At 65.7% G+C, this 17,465-nt stretch carries 14 protein-coding genes and 1 pseudogene; 1 reads left to right on the forward strand and 14 read right to left on the reverse strand.

What is annotated here, in order from left to right; all coding sequences use genetic code 11:
- Positions 1-69 precede the first annotated feature (69 nt).
- The 8 genes from pnp to rimP form a co-directional block, all read right to left on the reverse strand.
- Positions 70-2,226 carry a polyribonucleotide nucleotidyltransferase gene (gene pnp / locus ACQR1Y_RS08675; protein WP_434858065.1) on the reverse strand — a complete coding sequence of 719 codons (2,157 nt, stop codon included), beginning with the start codon at positions 2,224-2,226 and terminating at the stop codon, positions 70-72.
- A gap of 363 nt (positions 2,227-2,589) precedes the next feature.
- The gene (rpsO, locus tag ACQR1Y_RS08680) at positions 2,590-2,859 is read right to left on the reverse strand and encodes a 30S ribosomal protein S15 (protein WP_006608909.1); all 270 of its coding nucleotides are present in this window, start codon (positions 2,857-2,859) and stop codon (positions 2,590-2,592) included.
- A 2-nt stretch (positions 2,860-2,861) separates the two neighbouring features.
- Positions 2,862-3,959 carry a tRNA pseudouridine(55) synthase TruB gene (truB, locus tag ACQR1Y_RS08685; protein ID WP_434876289.1) on the reverse strand — a complete coding sequence of 366 codons (1,098 nt, stop codon included), beginning with the start codon at positions 3,957-3,959 and terminating at the stop codon, positions 2,862-2,864.
- On the reverse strand, positions 3,959-4,378 hold the full coding sequence (gene rbfA / locus ACQR1Y_RS08690; RefSeq protein ID WP_434858067.1) for a 30S ribosome-binding factor RbfA: 420 nt from the start codon (positions 4,376-4,378) through the stop codon (positions 3,959-3,961). Before rbfA ends, truB begins: the two co-directional genes overlap by 1 nt.
- A 164-nt stretch (positions 4,379-4,542) precedes the next feature.
- Entirely contained in the window at positions 4,543-7,320 is a 2,778-nt protein-coding gene (infB, locus tag ACQR1Y_RS08695) for a translation initiation factor IF-2 (RefSeq protein WP_434858068.1), read from the reverse strand.
- A gap of 69 nt (positions 7,321-7,389) precedes the next feature.
- Complete coding sequence (locus tag ACQR1Y_RS08700) at positions 7,390-8,103, reverse strand: RNA-binding protein (protein ID WP_434876288.1); 714 nt, start codon at positions 8,101-8,103, stop codon at positions 7,390-7,392.
- Positions 8,104-8,172: 69 nt separating this feature from the next.
- Positions 8,173-9,786, reverse strand: coding sequence for a transcription termination factor NusA (gene nusA / locus ACQR1Y_RS08705; RefSeq protein ID WP_434858070.1), 1,614 nt, complete (start codon positions 9,784-9,786; stop codon positions 8,173-8,175).
- Between the two features lie 14 nt (positions 9,787-9,800).
- Complete coding sequence (rimP, locus tag ACQR1Y_RS08710) at positions 9,801-10,574, reverse strand: ribosome maturation factor RimP (RefSeq protein ID WP_434876342.1); 774 nt, start codon at positions 10,572-10,574, stop codon at positions 9,801-9,803.
- Between the two features lie 480 nt (positions 10,575-11,054).
- Here rimP and ACQR1Y_RS08715 point away from each other — a divergent pair.
- A pseudogene (locus ACQR1Y_RS08715) lies at positions 11,055-11,204 on the forward strand (DUF2336 domain-containing protein); the annotation flags it as partial.
- A 100-nt stretch (positions 11,205-11,304) separates the two neighbouring features.
- Here the strand turns inward: ACQR1Y_RS08715 and trmB are convergent.
- From trmB to ybeY, 6 genes are all read right to left on the reverse strand, one after another.
- The gene (gene trmB / locus ACQR1Y_RS08720; RefSeq protein ID WP_434876287.1) at positions 11,305-12,039 is read right to left on the reverse strand and encodes a tRNA (guanosine(46)-N7)-methyltransferase TrmB; all 735 of its coding nucleotides are present in this window, start codon (positions 12,037-12,039) and stop codon (positions 11,305-11,307) included.
- Positions 12,036-13,166: a M20 family metallopeptidase gene (locus ACQR1Y_RS08725; protein WP_434876286.1), complete on the reverse strand. Its 1,131-nt coding sequence runs from the start codon at positions 13,164-13,166 to the stop codon at positions 12,036-12,038. The genes trmB and ACQR1Y_RS08725 overlap by 4 nt, the downstream gene beginning before the upstream one ends.
- 312 nt (positions 13,167-13,478) lie before the next feature.
- On the reverse strand, positions 13,479-13,895 hold the full coding sequence (locus ACQR1Y_RS08730; RefSeq protein WP_006615449.1) for a helix-turn-helix domain-containing protein: 417 nt from the start codon (positions 13,893-13,895) through the stop codon (positions 13,479-13,481).
- Positions 13,896-14,129: 234 nt separating this feature from the next.
- Entirely contained in the window at positions 14,130-15,740 is a 1,611-nt protein-coding gene (lnt, locus tag ACQR1Y_RS08735; protein WP_434876285.1) for an apolipoprotein N-acyltransferase, read from the reverse strand.
- Positions 15,737-16,897 carry a hemolysin family protein gene (locus tag ACQR1Y_RS08740; protein WP_434858075.1) on the reverse strand — a complete coding sequence of 387 codons (1,161 nt, stop codon included), beginning with the start codon at positions 16,895-16,897 and terminating at the stop codon, positions 15,737-15,739. The genes lnt and ACQR1Y_RS08740 overlap by 4 nt, the downstream gene beginning before the upstream one ends.
- A 2-nt stretch (positions 16,898-16,899) precedes the next feature.
- The gene (gene ybeY, locus ACQR1Y_RS08745; protein ID WP_434876284.1) at positions 16,900-17,409 is read right to left on the reverse strand and encodes an rRNA maturation RNase YbeY; all 510 of its coding nucleotides are present in this window, start codon (positions 17,407-17,409) and stop codon (positions 16,900-16,902) included.
- Between the last annotated feature and the right edge of the window lie 56 nt (positions 17,410-17,465).

Consider the following 17,465-nt stretch of genomic DNA (forward strand, 5'->3'; position numbering starts at 1 on the left):
CGACCGCGTTTCACAACAAAAAGGGCGGCCCGAGAGCCGCCCTTCGTCACTCATCGATGACTTGCCAGCTTACTCGCCGGCGGCTTCACGCGCCTCTGCGGGGGCGTCCTTCTGCTTGGCCTCGAGGTCCTCGCCGGTGGTCTGGTCGACGACCTTCATCGACAGCCGGGTCTTGCCGCGGTCGTCGAAGCCGAGCAGCTTGACCTTGACCTTGTCGCCTTCCTTGACGACGTCGGTGGTCTTCTGCACGCGCTTGTCGGCGAGCTGCGAGATGTGCACGAGGCCGTCGCGGGTGCCGAAGAAGTTCACGAAGGCGCCGAACTCCATCACCTTGACGACGGTGCCGTCATAGATCTGGCCGACCTCCGGATCGGAGGCGATCGACTTGATCCACTTGATGGCGGCCTTCATGGCCTCGCCGTCGCTGGAGGCGACCTTCACGGTGCCGTCGTCCTCGATGTTGACCTTGGCGCCGGTCTTCTCGACGATCTCGCGGATCACCTTGCCGCCGGTGCCGATCACTTCGCGGATCTTGTCGGTCGGGATCTTGAAGGTCTCGATGCGCGGCGCGTATTCGCCGAGCTCGGCGCGCGCGTTGGTCAGCGCCTTGGACATCTCACCCAGGATGTGGATGCGGCCCTCGCGCGCCTGGCCGAGCGCCACGCGCATGATCTCCTCGGTGATGCCCTCGATCTTGATGTCCATCTGCAGCGAGGTGATGCCGCTCTCGGTGCCCGCGACCTTGAAGTCCATGTCGCCGAGATGGTCCTCGTCGCCGAGGATGTCGGACAGTACGGCGAAGCGGGAGCCTTCCAGGATCAGGCCCATCGCGATGCCCGCGGTCGGCCGCTTCAGCGGCACGCCGGCATCCATCAGCGCCAGCGACGAGCCGCAGACGGTGGCCATCGACGACGAGCCGTTCGACTCGGTCACCTCCGACACGACGCGCGTCGTGTAGGGGAACTCGTGGTGCGGCGGCAGCACCGGGTGGATCGCGCGCCAGGCGAGCTTGCCGTGGCCGATCTCGCGGCGCTTGGTGCCGCCGAGGCGACCGGTCTCACCGACCGAGTAGGGAGGGAAGTTGTAGTGCAGCAGGAACGTCTCTTTGTACGTTCCCGACAGCGCGTCGATGTACTGCTCGTCCTCGCCGGTGCCGAGCGTGGTCACGACCAGCGCCTGGGTCTCGCCGCGGGTGAACAGCGCCGAACCGTGGGCGCGGGGCAGCACGCCGACCTCGCAGACGATGTTACGCACGGTCTTGGCGTCGCGGCCGTCGATGCGCTTGCCGGTGTCCAGGATGTTCCAGCGAACGATCTTCGCCTCGAGCTCCTTGAACACGGCGGCGACACGGAGCTTGTCGTATTTCGGCTCCTGGCCTTCCGGGAAGAAGTAGGCCATCACCTTTTCCTTGACGGCGCCGACCGCAGCATAGCGCTGCTGCTTGATCGGAATCGCGTAGGCGGTGCGCAGGTCCTGCTCGGCGATGCCGAGCATCTCCTTCTCGATCGCGCTGTTGTCGATGATCGCGACGTCGCGCGGATCCTTGGCGGCCTTCTCGGCGAGCTCGATGATCGCATTGATGACCGGCTGGAAGTGGCGGTGACCGAACATCACCGCGCCGAGCATGATGTCCTCGTTGAGCTCCTTGGCCTCCGATTCCACCATCAGCACGGCGTCCGAGGTGCCGGCGACGACCAAGTCGAGCTGGGTGTCGGCCATCTCGTCGAGGGTCGGATTGAGGATGTATTCGTCATTGGCGAAGCCGACGCGGGCGGCGCCGATCGGGCCCTTGAACGGCACGCCCGAGAGGGTGAGCGCCGCGGACGCGGCGACCAGCGCCACGATGTCCGGATCGTTCTCCATGTCGTGCGACAGCACGGTCACGATCACCTGGGTTTCGTTGCGCCAGGCGTCGACGAACAGCGGGCGGATCGGGCGGTCGATCAGGCGGGAGACCAGCGTCTCCTTTTCGGTCGGACGGCCCTCGCGCTTGAAATAGCCGCCGGGGATGCGGCCCGCGGCGTAGGCCTTCTCCTGGTAGTCGACGGTCAGCGGCAGGAAGTCGACGCCGTCGCGCGGCGCCTTGGCGGCGACCACGGTGGCGAGCACGACGGTCTCGCCGTAGCTGGCGACGACGGCGCCGTCGGCTTGGCGGGCGATCTTGCCGGTTTCAAGCTTGAGCGGACGTCCACCCCAGTCGATCTCGACGGAATGCTTGGTAAACATGGGTATCTTCTTTCATGAGATGATCGAAGGCAGACCCCCAGAAACAAAAAAACCATGCGCAAGATGGCAGGGCGCTGGATTGCGATCAGCGCCCTGCGATCCTGCCATGGTTTTTTCATCTCGGATGGCGTCCATCCTTCTCGTGAGTAACGGGCACCTTGCCCGTCACGCCCAGCGGCCGGATTGCTGCTGAGCGTACTACATGGTCCGGGCAGGGGCGGGCTTGGAAGCGTATCCGCTTCTTTCCGATGTCTGGCCAGACCGCATGATCCCGGACTCGTGAGCGCCGCAACGGGACGGCGCTCTCGGGATCATGCCGATAACGCGTGCAAACCTTCGCGCGCGCTCAGTCCAAGTCGAAGCTCAACGACGGATGTTGTGCTTCTCGAGCAGCGCCTTGTAGCGCGCCTCGTCGTTCTTCTTCAGGTAGTCCAGCAGCGAACGGCGGGTCGACACCAGCTTCAGGAGGCCGCGGCGGGAGTGGTTGTCCTTGCCGTGGGTCTTGAAATGGTTGGTCAGGTTGTTGATGCGTTCCGACAGGATCGCAACCTGCACTTCCGGAGAACCGGTATCACCGGCCTTGGTGGCGTTCGCCTTGATGATTTCCGCCTTGCGCTCTGCGGTCACCGACATCGTCAGTCTCTTTCGTTGCGACCGGAGCTGGCAGTCAGTCCGGTCAGGTTGAACACGCGCTTGGGGATGAGTTCGCCATTGCCAATTTCGGCAAGCGCCAGAAGGCGGCCTGCGACCGTGACATAGACTGTGCCGCTACTATGGGGCGCATCCCGTCCGCGCAACAAAACGGCCTGGCCCCGATGGAGCCTTGCCGCATCAGCCCGAGTGACGGCCAGTGCCGGGATGTCGTCCAGCGCGGTCTCAACGGGCAAGAGTGCGTCGGCGAGGCTTCCCTCACCGGACGCGGCTCTATTGCACAAAGCCTCCAACTGTTCCAGCGGAATCATGTCGTTCTCGGTAAACGGACCCACCAGGGTCCGCCGGAGCGCGCTGATATGGCCGTAACAGCCGAGGATTCGGCCCATGTCACGGGCCAGCGCCCGGACATAGGTTCCCTTGCCGCACTCGGCCTCGAACACCGAATGATCGGCGTCGGGCTGGTCGACGAGGGTCAATTCGTGGATCTCGACGGGGCGCGGCTGCAATTCCACCACCTCGCCGTCGCGGGCAAGGTCGTAGGCGCGCTCGCCCTGGATCTTGATCGCGGAATAGCGTGGCGGGGTCTGCTCGATGCGGCCGGTAAATTGCGGCAGCAGGGCGCGGATCGCCGCGACATCCGGGCGGTTGGGGCTGGTCTCGACGACGCGGCCCTCGGTGTCATCGGTATCGCGCTCTTCACCCCAGGTGACGGTGAAGCGGTAGCGCTTGCGGCCGTCCATCACGAACGGGACGGTCTTGGTGGCTTCGCCGAGTGCGATCGGCAGGCCGCCGGAGGCGAGCGGATCGAGCGTGCCGGCATGGCCGGCCCGCTTGGCCTGGAACAGCCGCTTGGCGACAGCGACGGCCTGCGTCGAGGTCATGCCGATCGGCTTGTCGAGCACCACCCAGCCATGCACGTCGCGCCGGTCGCGGCGCGGCTGGTTGCCGCGTTGCTGCTTGTTGCGCGGATCATTGTTGTCGCGCGGACGCCCGTCGGCGGCGTGATTTTTTTTGACGTTGACGGCGCTCGTGTCGGCGTGAGGCGTATCGACAGTGCCGGTTTCGGGGGGGATGGTCATCAGCTCTCTTCCGAATCCGAATGGAGGTCTCGTTGCACCGCAGGTGTTCGCAGTAATTTCTCGATCCGTTCCGCTTCGTCGAATCGTTCGTCCGCGCGGAAGCGGATGTCAGGTGCAAATTTCAGGTTAACGCGCCGCGCGACCTCGCCGCGCAGGAACTTCTTGTTGCGCTCGAGCGCCGCGAGCACGACATCGGTGTCACGTCCGCCGAGCGGCATGATGTAGATCGTTGCAAGCTTGAGGTCGGGCGACATGCGGACTTCGGGCACCGTAATGATGTGTCCCTCGAGGTCCGGATCGTGCGCGTGACCCTGGCTGAGAATGTCGGCGACAGCGTGACGCACGGTTTCGGCCACGCGCAGCTGACGCTGCGAGCCGCCGGAAGAAGCCGTGCTTCCCCTCTGATGATGACGAGGCATTTTGCAAAAAATCCAATGGATCGTCGCCCGGCGTGCGCGCGGGCGAACGGATCATTCTGATTGAGTTCAACGACGCTTGGTAAAGTTCAAGACGGGCGGCGATTCCGCTGACACACGGAATCGCCGCTCACTTGAAAATGCAGCGCGCTCTGTAGGATTCGGACTTACAGCGAGCGCTGAATGGTCTCCACGCGATAACACTCGATGACGTCGCCGACACGCATGTCGCCGTAGTTCTCGAAGGCCATGCCGCATTCCTGGCCGGCCTGCACTTCCTTCACTTCGTCCTTGAAGCGCTTCAGCGTCGACAGCTTGCCCTCGTGAACCACGACGTTGTCGCGGATCAGGCGGACATTGGCGCCGCGCTCGACGGTGCCGTCGGTGACGCGGCAGCCGGCGACCTTGCCGACCTTGGAGATGTTGAACACCTCCAGGATCTGCGCATTGCCGAGCATGGTCTCGCGCAGCGTCGGCGCAAGCAGGCCGCTCATCGCCTTCTTCACGTCATCCACGAGGTCGTAGATGATGTTGTAGTAGCGGATCTCGATGCCGTTGCGCTTGGCGAGCGCGGCGGCTTCCTTGTTGGCTCGGACCGAGAAGCCGATGATCGCGGCGTTGAAGCCTTCGGCCAGCGTCACGTCCGATTCGCTGATGCCGCCGACGCCGGCATGCAGGATGCGGGCGGCGACTTCCTCGGTGCCGAGCTTCTCCAGCGAGCCGAGAATGGCTTCCAGCGAGCCTTGAACGTCGGCCTTGATGACCAGCGGGAATTCCTTGCGGCCCGCGGTCTTCAACTGCGACATCATCTGCTCGAGCGAGCCGCGCATGCCGGAGATCGAGGCCGCGGCGTTCTCGCGCTTCTGGTGCGCGCGGTAGCTGGTGACCTGGCGGGCACGGGCTTCGTTCTCGACCACGGCAAGACGATCGCCGGCTTCCGGCGGACCGTTGAAGCCGAGCACCTCGACCGGGACCGACGGGCCGGCCTCCTGCAGGGTCTCGCCCTGGTCGGAGATCAGCGCGCGGACGCGGCCCATCTCGGCGCCGGCGACGATGATGTCACCGACGCGAAGCGTGCCGCGCTGGACCAGCACGGTGGCGACCGGACCACGGCCGCGATCGAGCTTGGCTTCGATCACGGTGCCCTCGGCCGGACGATCCGAATTGGTCTTCAGGTCGAGGATGTCGGCCTGCAGCGCGATCATTTCCAGAAGACGATCGAGATTGGTCTTGTTCTTCGCGGACACCTCGACGTCGACGACCTCGCCGCCCAGGGACTCGACCTGCACCTCGTGCTGGAGCAGCTCGGTGCGGACGCGCTCGGGACGGGCGTCGGGCTTGTCGATCTTGTTGATCGCCACGATCATCGGCACCTTCGCCGCCTTAGCGTGGTTGATGGCCTCGATCGTCTGCGGCATCACGCCGTCATCGGCCGCGACCACCAGCACGACGATGTCGGTGACCTTGGCGCCGCGGGCGCGCATCGCGGTGAACGCGGCGTGGCCGGGCGTGTCGATGAAGGTGATCTTCTTGCCGGAATCCGGCGCCGTCACCTGATAGGCGCCGATGTGCTGAGTGATGCCGCCGGCTTCTCCGGAGACCACGTTGGCGTGGCGCAGTGCGTCGAGCAGCGAGGTCTTGCCGTGGTCGACGTGGCCCATCACGGTCACGACCGGCGAACGCGGCTCCGTGTCGGACGAGTCGTCGACGATATCGAACAGGCCCTCTTCCACGTCCGAGGCGGCGACGCGCTTGACGGTGTGGCCGAGCTCTTCGGCGATCAGCTGCGCGGTATCGGCGTCGATCACGTCGGTGATCTTGTGCATCGCGCCCTGGCGCATCAGCAGACGGATGACGTCGACCGCGCGCTCCGACATGCGGTTCGCGAGCTCCTGGATGGTGATCGCTTCCGGGATCGTCACCTCGCGGACGAGCTTCTCCTTCTGCTCATTGGCCGCGTGGCCCTTGAGGCGCTGGGTCCGGCGGCGGAACGAAGCGATCGAGCGCTCGCGCACGTCGTCGGCAGTGAGCGCAGTGACGACCGTCAGGCGGCCGCGCTGCTTCTGCGGGCCGGGCTTGTGCGTGGTCTTCGGCGGCGGCGCAGGACGCGCGGCGCCACCGGGGCCGCGGCGGATCTGGCGCGGACCTTCATCCTCGTCGGGACCGGCTGCGACGCCAGGCGCGCGGCCGAGCGGGCCGCCGCCGGCCGGACGGGCTCCGGCAGGGCGGGCGCCTGCCGGCTGAGTGCCGGGCGGCCGCGACGGACCACCGATCTGCGGCGGCCGGCTGCCGGGTGCACCCACCGGGCGGCCGGGTGCCTGGGCCTGGCGGGCCGGAGCGGTCGCGGTCGGCTGCGGCGCGGCGGCCGCAGTCGCGGCGGCCGGTACCGAACGCGGCGCCTCGCCTTCGCCGAAGCGCTTCTTGGCTTCGAGCTCGGCCTTGCGCTTGGCTTCCTCTTCGTGGCGGTGACGCTCTTCCTCGGCCTTGCGGCGCGCCTCGGCAGCCTCGCGCTCTGCGCGTTCAGCAGCCTCGCGCTCGGCGCGGCGGCGAGCCTCTTCCTCGGCCTGGCGGCGCTCTTCCATGTCGCGCACCCGCGCGTCGGCCAGCGCGCTGGCGCGCGCCGAACGCTCGTCTTCGGTCAGGGTGCGGAGAACGACGCCGGAGCCGCTGCGCTGAGAGCCGGACGGACGCGGTCCCGATGGCCGGTTGCTCGGCGGCGGCGGCGGTGGCGGCGCCTTGGCGACGGTCGGCTCCGGCGCGTGCGGCGCATCGGGCGCCCCATCGCCGACGCGGCGCTTGGTGCCGCGCTTCTCGACCACCACCTGCTTGCTCCGGCCGTGTGGGAAGCTCTGACGTACCGTGCCAGTCTCGACGCGCGGCTTGAGCGTCAAGGTCTTGCTCGGGACACCGAGTTTCTTGTCGCCCGGAGTGTTTTGATCGGCCATTCAGTCGTCCTAATCTCGTTTACCTGCGTGCGGGGCTGCCGCACCGTCCCATTCGTGCAATCGTCGTCGCTATGTCTTCGAAGTCGAAGCAGATTTCGTGGCCGCGGTTCCGGCGTTCTTGTCAGCGTCGGCCGACCGGTATCGGACCAGTGTCTGGCTGCGCGACAGGAATGTCCTGCTCGCCGGGCCTGCGAGCACGGCAGCATGTATCACATTTGAGCGCCCAAGTGCCAAATCCAATTCTGCCGAAGTGAGACAGCAGATGATCGGAAATGGCAGGGCTTGGTCGGCGTCCCCATCGGTCGGCCGCACCAGGGCATCGAGCTTGCGAATTCCGTCTGCGGCGCCGTCCGACGCGTGGAGAAGGGCGGCCAGGCCGGCCCTGGACTGCCGCTGCGACAGCGCCGCTTCCACCTTGGAAAAACCCGATACGACCTGACCGGCCTTGGCGGCGATTCCCAGGGCCTCGATCGCGCTGCGAACCAGCAAGGCCTCCAGATCATCGGCAAGTGTCGGATGGACGCGAACGTTCGCCTTGAAGCCTCGGCTGAAATGGTGACGCCGCACCGCTTCCGCAACCGCCGGCTTCGAGGCCGCGATCCACAATCCCCGCCCCGGAAGCTTGCGCTTGATGTCGGGCACGACCTCGCCCGTTGGACCCACGACGAAGCGGATCAGCTCCTCGATCGGCCGCACCTCACGGCTGACCGCGCACATGCGCATGGTCGCGGACTTTTCGGTCCGCGGTCCATTGTCGAGCTCGGGGTCGGCCAAAGCGAGCATGCGGTGGTGCGGCTCCTCATCTCAAGCCAGCAGCGTCATGGCGGGGATCATCGCGGCTGTCGTCATGGGTCAGGCAGGCTGTCCTTCGGAGGCGTCCTCGTCTTCGGCCTCGGGCTTGGCCAAGTCGGCTTCGCTGATCCAGCCGGCCTTGACGCGGGCCTGCATCACCATGGCCTCGGCATCGTCACGCGACACGTCGAGGCCGTCGAGGAAGCCGGCAAATTTGGTGGACTCGCCGCCTTCCTTGCGCTCGACCCAGCCGACCAGATCGTCGGTGGCGCAGCCGGCGAGGTCGTCGACGGTCTTGATGTCGTTCTCGCCGAACTTGACCAGCATCTTGGAGGTGACGCCGGGCACGTCCTTCAACGCGTCCTCGACGCCCAGCTCCTTGCGCTTGGCCTCGAGCTCGGCCTCCTGCTGCTCCAGGAATTCGCGGGCGCGGGTCTGCAGCTCGGTCGCGGTCTCCTCGTCGAAGCCCTCGATGCCGGCGAGATCCTTCAGATCGACCAGCGCCAATTCCTCCACCGAGGTGAAGCCTTCGGACGCCAGGAGCTGACCGACGACCTCGTCGACGTTGAGCGATTCCATGAACACGCGGGTCGAGTTCTCGAAGTCGGCCTGGCGGCGCTCCGATTCCTCCTGCTCGGTGAGGATGTCGATATCCCAGCCGGTCAGCTGAGAAGCGAGGCGGACATTCTGGCCGCGGCGGCCGATCGCCAGCGACAGCTGGTTGTTGGTGTCGGGGACGACGACCTCGATGCGCTCGCGGTCCTCGTCGATGACGACCTTGGCGACTTCGGCCGGCGCCAGCGCGTTAACCACGAAGGTCGCGATATCAGGGGACCACGGAATGATGTCGATCTTCTCGCCCTGCAGCTCGTTCACCACGGCCTGCACGCGCGAGCCGCGCATGCCGACGCAGGCGCCGACGGGATCGACCGAGGAGTCGCGCGACACGACGCCGATCTTGGCGCGCGAGCCGGGATCGCGGGCGACCGCCTTGATCTCGACGATGCCGTCATAGATTTCCGGCACTTCCTGCGCGAACAGCTTGGCCATGAACTGCGGATGGGTGCGCGACAGGAAGATCTGCGGGCCGCGGGTCTCGCGGCGTACGTCGAACACATAGGCGCGGACGCGGTCGCCGTTGCGGAACACCTCGCGCGGCAGCATTTCGTCGCGGCGGATGATCGCCTCGCCACGGCCGAGGTCGAGGATCACGCTGCCATATTCGACGCGCTTGACGACGCCGTTGACGATGTCGCCGATGCGGTCCTTGAATTCCTGGTACTGCCGGTCGCGCTCGGCCTCGCGCACCTTCTGCACGATGACCTGCTTGGCCGACTGCGCGGCGATGCGGCCATACTCGAGCGGCGGCAAGGTGTCGGCAATGGTGTCGCCGATCTGCGCGCCCGGATTGGCGCGACGGGCATCATCGAGCGAGATCTGGTTGGAGGGGTTTTCGACCTTCTCGACCACCAGCATGTGGCGCGACAGCCGGAGCTCGCCCTTGCGCGGGTCGATCTCGGCATGGACGTCGGTCTCGCTGCCATAGCGGGCGCGGGCGGCCTTGGCGATCGCGTCTTCCATGGCCGCGATCACGATGCCGCGGTCGATCGACTTCTCGCGCGCGACGGCGTCGGCGATCTGCAGCAGTTCCAACCGGTTGGCGCTGACGGCCATGGGTCTAGTCTCCTCTAATCAGGATCGATCTCGCCTCTGCGCGCGCGGTCGGCGGCGAGGCGATGTTTCTTGGTGTTGGTCGGCAGCGGCTTCTTGGCCGGCTTGCTGTCCTTGGTGCCGTCCTTGGCTTTCGGCCTCGGCTTGGCCTGCGCGGCCGGCTTGGCGTGCGGCGCCAGCGGCGGAGCGATGCCCAGCTCGCGCTTTCTTTCGCGCTCGGCGGCCTTGCCTCGGCGCATGGACTCGGCGATCAGCTCGTCGGTCAGCACCATCTTGGCATCGCCGATGTCGGTCATCGGTAGCACGACATCGGGGTCGACGTCCTTGGCGACGTCGTCGCGGGTGATGCGCACGCCGTCACCTTCGACGCCCTTGATGATGCCACGGAAGCGCTTCCGGTTCTGATGCGCCACCGCCATCTCGATCTTGACGAGATGGCCGATGTGACGCTCGAAATCGGAGCGGCGCACCAGCGGCCGGTCGATACCCGGCGACGAAATCTCGAGACGATAGGCGCGGTCGATCGGGTCGGCGATGTCGAGCACGGGCGACAGGGCCCGCGACACCGCTTCGCAATCCTCGATCTGCATCGTACCGTCGGGACGTTCGGCCATCACCTGCACGGTGCAGCCGGCCTCGCCGGAAATCCGGATCCGCACCAGCCGGTAACCCATTCCCTGCAGCACCGGATCCGCCACCGCGGCCACGCGCGCCGCAACGCCCGGCTCGACGACGAGGCGGGGCTCGGTCAGGAGGTCGGTGTCAGCGGTTGCGAACGTAGGTTCCGTCATCGAGGCGTCGATCGCGTGTCTTGCTTGTCTGGGCCGTTTGGCCGCTCCGACCGCGCTCACCGGATCAATCGCGCCCTCGGCGGAGCGATCCAGGTAACAAAAAAGAGCGGGTCCGGAGGGGCCCACTCTCACTACGCGATCGTATATGAGATGATGTTTGATGGCGCTGATATAGCCGCTTTGCCGGCCCGCGGCAAGGGTCGTGTCGGCTGAAAGCGGCCCGCGGAACTGCCAAATCGACGCCCGATCTCGCCATTTTGCCCGGCAATCGCATCCGGAGCGACAGAGCCGGCGGTCGCGGGCCGATAACCGGTCGTTCACCAAGATCGTCTAAATTTGAATCATGTCGCCGTGCCCGTCGTGCCGGACCTGTCTGACGATCATCTGAAGCAACTGATGGCCGGCACGCTCGATGTCGTTAAGCGGCGGCTGTTCGACGTGGTGAAGCCGGACAGGCAGGCGATCTCCGCGCTCGCCGCGATGACGGGGCTGAAGATCGCGACGTTGGACCGGCTGGTCTCCGGTGATCGCCACGATCTGCTGCTGATCCTCGGGCGAACAATCGGACTCGAATGGCACACGGTGCATGCGCTGATCCAGCTTCGGCTCGGGCCGAAGCGCGTTCCTGCGCAGCGCGACATCGAGGCCATCAAGCTGGCCTATGCGCGGCTGGCATGGTCGACGCGCCGAGCGCGTCGTCGCATTCTGGCAGACGCGGCACTGAGCCCGTTCAGCGACGCCGGAAGATCAGGTAGCTCGCGACGCGACCCTCGCGCGTTGCTTTCCGCCCGTAACGCGTCATCGTGTAGTTGGGCCAAGGGAGGCGCCAGTCGTCGGCGCGTTCCGCGGTCCAGACGAAATCGGGCGCGCGGAGCATGTGCCATAGCGTCCAGTCGCAATAGTCGGCGATGTCGCTGACGAAGCGGAATTCGCCACCCGGCTTGAGCGCGCGCGCCATTGCGGCAATCGTCGCATCCTGCACGAAGCGCCGCTTCCAATGCCGCCGCTTCGGCCAGGGATCGGGATGAATCAGGTCGATCCGCTGCAGCGATTGTGCAGGCAGCCAGGCCAGCAGTTCGGCCGCATCGCCCGCGAGCAGCCGGATGTTGCCGATGTTGTCGGCTTCGATCGCGGCGAGGATCTTGGCCATGCCGTTGACGTAGGGCTCGCAGCCGATGAAGCCGGTGGCCGGATGCGCCTTGGCCTCGGCGGCGAGGTGTTCACCGCCGCCGAATCCGATCTCCAGCCGCAGCGCCTCGACCAGCGGATCGTACAGCGTCGGCAGCACGTCATCGGCCGGAGCGGCAAGGTCGAGGGCAAGGTGCGGCAGCAGGTTCTCGACGAGATCCGCCTGGTGCGCGCGCAGCTTGTGGCCTTTGCGCCGGCCGAAGAACGAGCCATGACGATGCATGGCATCGGCGTCGGTGTGATCGTCGTCAACGGGCATGATGTCGGCAGTGCTCATCGCAGGGTCTGATAGAGGCGGTGAAGCAGGCGAGCCCTTGGCTCGATCGACGAGATGTACATCTGCTCGTAATGCGTATGCGCGCCCTTGCCGTCGACGCCGAGGCCATCGAGCGTCGCCGTGAACGGCGCGGTGAAATTGCCGTCGGAGCCGCCGCCCGTGTAGGTGTCGGCGAGTTCGAAGCCGATCTCCTCCGCAAGCGACCTCGCGTGTTCGAACAGCGCCGCGCCGGCATTGCCCTTGACGTAAGGCGGCCGGTTCACCTCGCCTCGGACCTCGACCGTCACGCCCTCGCTACGCGACTTCAGCCCAAGGATCTTGGGCACGATCTCCTCGGCATCCGCCGGGCTCGGCAGCCGCGCGTCGACTTCCGCGAAGGCTTCTTCCGCAATCACGTTCGGACGGGTCCCGCCGCGGACGACGCCGACGTTCACGGTGATGCCGCGCTCGGGATCGTTGAGCGCCTCGAGTGCATGAATGACGTTGGCGAGTTCGCGGATCGCACTGCGTCCATCCTGCGGACGCGCGCCGGCATGGGCCGGCACGCCTTTGATCGCGACGTCGAAGCGCGCCACACCTTTGCGCCCGGTGACGATCTTGCCGCCGTCGCGCGCCGGTTCGGTGACGAGCACATACTTGGCCCTGCGGCCCTCCTCCTCGATCAGCGCGCGCGAGGTCGGGCTTCCGATTTCTTCGTCGGAGACGAACAAATGAGTAATGCCGAGCGGCGATCTCTCGCCGTTGGCGCACAGCTCACGGAAGGCGTGAAAAGCAAGATAGGCGCCGCCTTTCATGTCGTAGATGCCGGGCCCGTAGGCCACGTCGCCGTCGATCGAGAACGGCAGGCGCTGGATGAATCCGATCGGATGCACCGTGTCGAGATGGCTGAGCACGAGGATGCCCGGCGCGTCCTGGCCCCAGCCCGATCGCGCAACCAGGTGGTCGCCGCAGCCATCGCGCCCTGCAATCCGTTCGATGGTCGCATCGAGCCCGCGATAGCCGCTGGCGACCAGATCGGCGAGCCGATTCACCTGGTCTGGCGCCTCGGTCGGTGTCTCGATCTCTACCCACTGGCGGATGCCCTCGAGGATTGTGCGACTATCGAACGGATTGTTGGCGGTGGTCATGCTCTTTGCGAATAGTTTTGCAGGGTTACGAAATGGTAGCGGGTGAGGGCGACCGGCGGGTTCCGGCGCAGCCGCCGTTGGCGCGTTCAGAGCGCCACATGTGCACAAAATGACGAAGAGCGCGACAGCATTTCCCGAAGGAGGCCGTCGCGCTCTGTGTCGTGATCCGGACTGTCTATTGGCTCATTCGTCAAGCGAAACGTCGCGTGCCCAAGGCGTCGTTCGCAAGACGTGGTTCAGCTCATGGCCCCCCGAGGCGCTGACATTCATATGAGAGTAACCACGATAGGAATGTCAGCGCCGGCGCATCAGCTAGCCTTCTTCCGGTGCCTCGCGATCTGCAATCTGCTCGACCAGGTCGACGATGCTGCGCCGAAGCTTGGAATCGTGGATCCGCGTGAATGCGCGGGTCAACGCCAGTCCTTCGGAGGTTGCCAGAAAATCAGATACATAGGCGGGGGAAGCGCCCTCGCCGAAAGCCTCACCATTGGTCCCACCACTCGGGACGCCTTCGAACAGGAACGAGACCGGGACCTGCAGAACCTCTGAGATCTGCTGAATCCGGCTGGCGCCGACTCGATTGGTGCCTTTTTCGTACTTCTGTATCTGCTGGAACGTGAGACCGAGAGCCTCACCAAGTTTTTCCTGGCTCATGCCCAACATGATACGGCGCATCCGCACCCGGCTGCCGACATGCTTGTCAACAGGGTTGGGCGCTTTCGTCGACATCTCTCAACTCCTTAGATCAGGGCCTCGGAACGAGGCGGTCGCAGTATGCCTCAGGCGCTCACACCGTCAATTTCAGCTCCCATGTCGTACTAACGAACGAGAGCTGAGTAACGAACTCGACGGTTCATGCTGCCGCGCGAGAATGCGAATTGCAGCAGCTATCTGTCAACACTTGGGGTTTTGCTTGTCAAAAAAAATCTTACGCACCCGGAAAGAATCGAGATCTTGCGATCGTCAGGGAAGCTTTTGAGCAACACGTCTGCGAACGACGGTGCTCAGGGCGAGCACTAACAGGATTGCAGCCGGGATGTCGCTGAGTCGTGCGTAGATCGTCGGCTGCAGCGCAACCGGCAGCATGGAATCGAGCACGCCCTCTGCACCCAGCGGCAATTGCGCGATGATACGGCCAACAGGATCGATCACAGCGGAGACGCCGGTGTTCGCAGATCGAACTAATGGAAGCCCCTGTTCTATCGCGCGCCACTGCGCTTGCTGCAGATGCTGATGAGGACCGGTCGAGATGCCGAACCATCCGTCATTGGTCAGATTGACGATCCAGCCCGGCCGTTCCTCACTCGGGACACTATCACGCGGGAAGATGGCTTCGTAGCAGATCAAAGGAAGAACACGCGGAGCGTGTGGCACGTCCAGGTTGCGTCGTGTTGTCCCAGCAATAAAGCCGCCCTGCACCCTGGTCAGCTGCTCCAGCCCGATCCGTTCGAGCCAGTCCTGGAATGGAAGGAATTCGCCGAAGGGAACCAGATGAAGCTTATCGTAGACTGACAACACCGTGCCGTCATGATCGATGACGTAGATCGAGTTGTAGGCGCGGGTGATGGGACCGTTGCGCGGGCCATCCGGGGCGCGGACCGAACCGGTGATGAGCACCGTGCCCGGTGACAGCAGGTCGGAAATCTGCGCCATCGCGTCGGCTTCCCGCGTGAGGAAGAACGGGAATGCCGACTCCGGCCAGATCAGCACATTGGTGTCACGCACGCCGGTGGCCTTCGGGCCGGAGGCGCGGTCGGACAGCGTCAGATAGCGCCGCATCACGTCGGCCTTGGCGCCGTAGTTGAATTTGACGTCCTGCTGCAGGTTCGGCTGCATGATCCGCAGCTTGAGGTCGGCGACGAAGGCAGTCGGATGCAATCCCAGTCGGATCGCGCCGAACACGCCCATCAGAACGAGGAGCGCAAATGCTGCGGCCGGCACCCGCCAGCACTCGCGCCAGTCCTTGCCGTCGATCAGGACCGCAGGGCTGGCAAAGATCGCGACCGTGAGGAACGTCATGCCCCAGATCCCGATCAGCGACGCCGATTGCGCCAGCGCCAGCGGCTGAGACAGCGCATAGCCGAATGTGTTCCAGGGAAAGCCGGTCAGCGCGTGACCGCGCAGCCATTCGCTGGCCGTGAGGCACACCGCGAGCGCAAGGATGCGGCTGGAGTCGCGTGTCCAGATCAGGCGCGCCAGGGCAAAGCCTAGGGCGGGAAACAGCGCCAGATAGGCCGGCAGCCCGAGCACGGCGAACGGCATCAGCCAGGCGAAGGTCTGCGCGTCGACCAGGAACGCGTTGCCGATCCAATACAGGCCGGGCACGAAATAGCCCATGCCGAAGCAGAAGCCGGTCAGCGCTGCGGCGGGAATGCCGCGCCGCCGTCCCGCAGCCGCGCCGTCGATCAGCCAGACCAGGACCGGGAAGGTGATCGCGAGCACGGGCCACGCATTGAACGGAGCCATGGCCAGCGACGAGAGGGCGCCGGCTGCGAGCGCAATCGCTGCGCGCTTCCAGCCCCAGGCGAGCACGACACCGAGGGCGAGGCCGCGGAACATGGAAAGGCGGATCACTGGGAGCTCGCTCCGTCATTCTGCGCGGGCGGGCTGGTGTCGTCCTGGCGCGGCGGCGCAGTGCTGTCCGCGGGCTGCGGCGGCTCCGCCGGGGTGCTTGTGTCGGGCAGCGCCTCGCGGCGCCGGCTCTCGCGCGGCGGGCGTGGAGTCGGCCGCTCCCTGCGCGGCGCGATTCTGAGCCGCTTGACGCGGCGCGGATCGGCGTCGAGCACCTCGACCTCGAAATTGCCTGGGCCGGAGATCAGCTCGCCGCGCACCGGCAGCCGGCCGACGTGATTGACGAGATAGCCGCCCAAGGTCTCAACGCCTTCGCCGGCCTCGCCGGTCACGAACTCCTCGCCGATCACCCGGCGCACGTCGTCGAGGCTGGCGCGGGCGTCGGCGATGAAGGCGTTGTCGGCCTGGCGCATGATCGCCGGCGGCTCGTCGCTGTCGTGCTCGTCGTCGATCTCGCCGACGATCTGCTCGACGATGTCCTCGATCGACACCAGCCCGTCGGTGCCGCCATATTCGTCGACCACGAGCGCGAGATGGATGCGCGAGGCCTGCATCTGGGCCAGCAGGTCGATGGCGCGCATCGACGGCGGCACGTAGAGCAGCTTGCGGATGATGTTGGCTTCGAACAGCGGCATCGACAGCTCGACGCTCTTCAGGTCGAGCCCGGCGGGCAGGGGCTTCTTGCGCCGGGCTTTTGCATCGTCGGAGATGCGGGCCTGCGCGGTCATGTAGGCGAGCAGGTCACGGATGTGCACCATGCCCTCGGGATCGTCGAGCGTGTCGTTGTAGACGACGAGGCGGGAATGCGAGGCGCTCTCGAACAGGCTCATCAGCTCGCCGAGCGTGATGTCGCGCCGGACGGCGACGATGTCGGCACGATGCACCATGACGTCGGCGATGCGCCGCTCGTGCAGATCGAGGATGTTGCGCAGGAGCGTGCGCTCGACCGCGGAAAAGCCGATGTCGTCGGGCGTCGAGGCGTCGAGCACGACCTGCAGATCGTCGCGAACGGAGCCGCCGCCCTTCCAGCCAAACAGGTTGCGCAACGCGCGAAACAGCCAGTTCTCGCTGGCCGAGCGGCCGAGCTCGGCCGGCGGCACCACGGCCGGCAGATTGCGCGTCTGGCGCGGATTGTCGTGGATGGGCTCGGAATCGGCCATGATCAATTGATCCGTTCCCGGTCGGCATAGGGATCGGGGATGCCGAGATGGGCCAGGATCTCGGTCTCCAGCGCCTCCATCTCCTCGGCTTCGTGGTCCGTTTCGTGATCGTAGCCGATCAGATGCAGGAAGCCGTGCACGGTGAGGTGGCTGAGATGATGCGCGAACGGCTTCTGCTCGTCGTCGGCCTCGCGCCGCATCGTCTCATAGGCGATGGCGATGTCACCGAGCATGCGCGGGGCGTCGTCGTCGCTGCGCGGGCCGGTCGGCTGCAGCGCAGGAAACGACAGCACATTGGTGGGCTTGTCGACCCCGCGCCAATTGCTGTTCAGCGTGCGGATGCCGGCATCGTCCGTCAGCATGACCGCGATCTCGGCGTCGCCGACATCGGCCTCGACCATCTCGGCGGCAGCGAGGATGGCGCGTTGTATGACGTCTTCGGCGTCGGGCTGGTCCTGCCAGCAATCGACGGCGACAATGACCTCGGTAATGGGAATGGGACTTTGTGGCATCCTGGTCGATATCTGTGCGGATGGCGCTGGAACGACGCGACCATCGGCGTGCTTGC

Origin of the sequence: Bradyrhizobium sp. HKCCYLRH3099, assembly GCF_051167855.1 — a bacterium.
Taxonomy (GTDB): Bacteria; Pseudomonadota; Alphaproteobacteria; order Rhizobiales; family Xanthobacteraceae; genus Bradyrhizobium.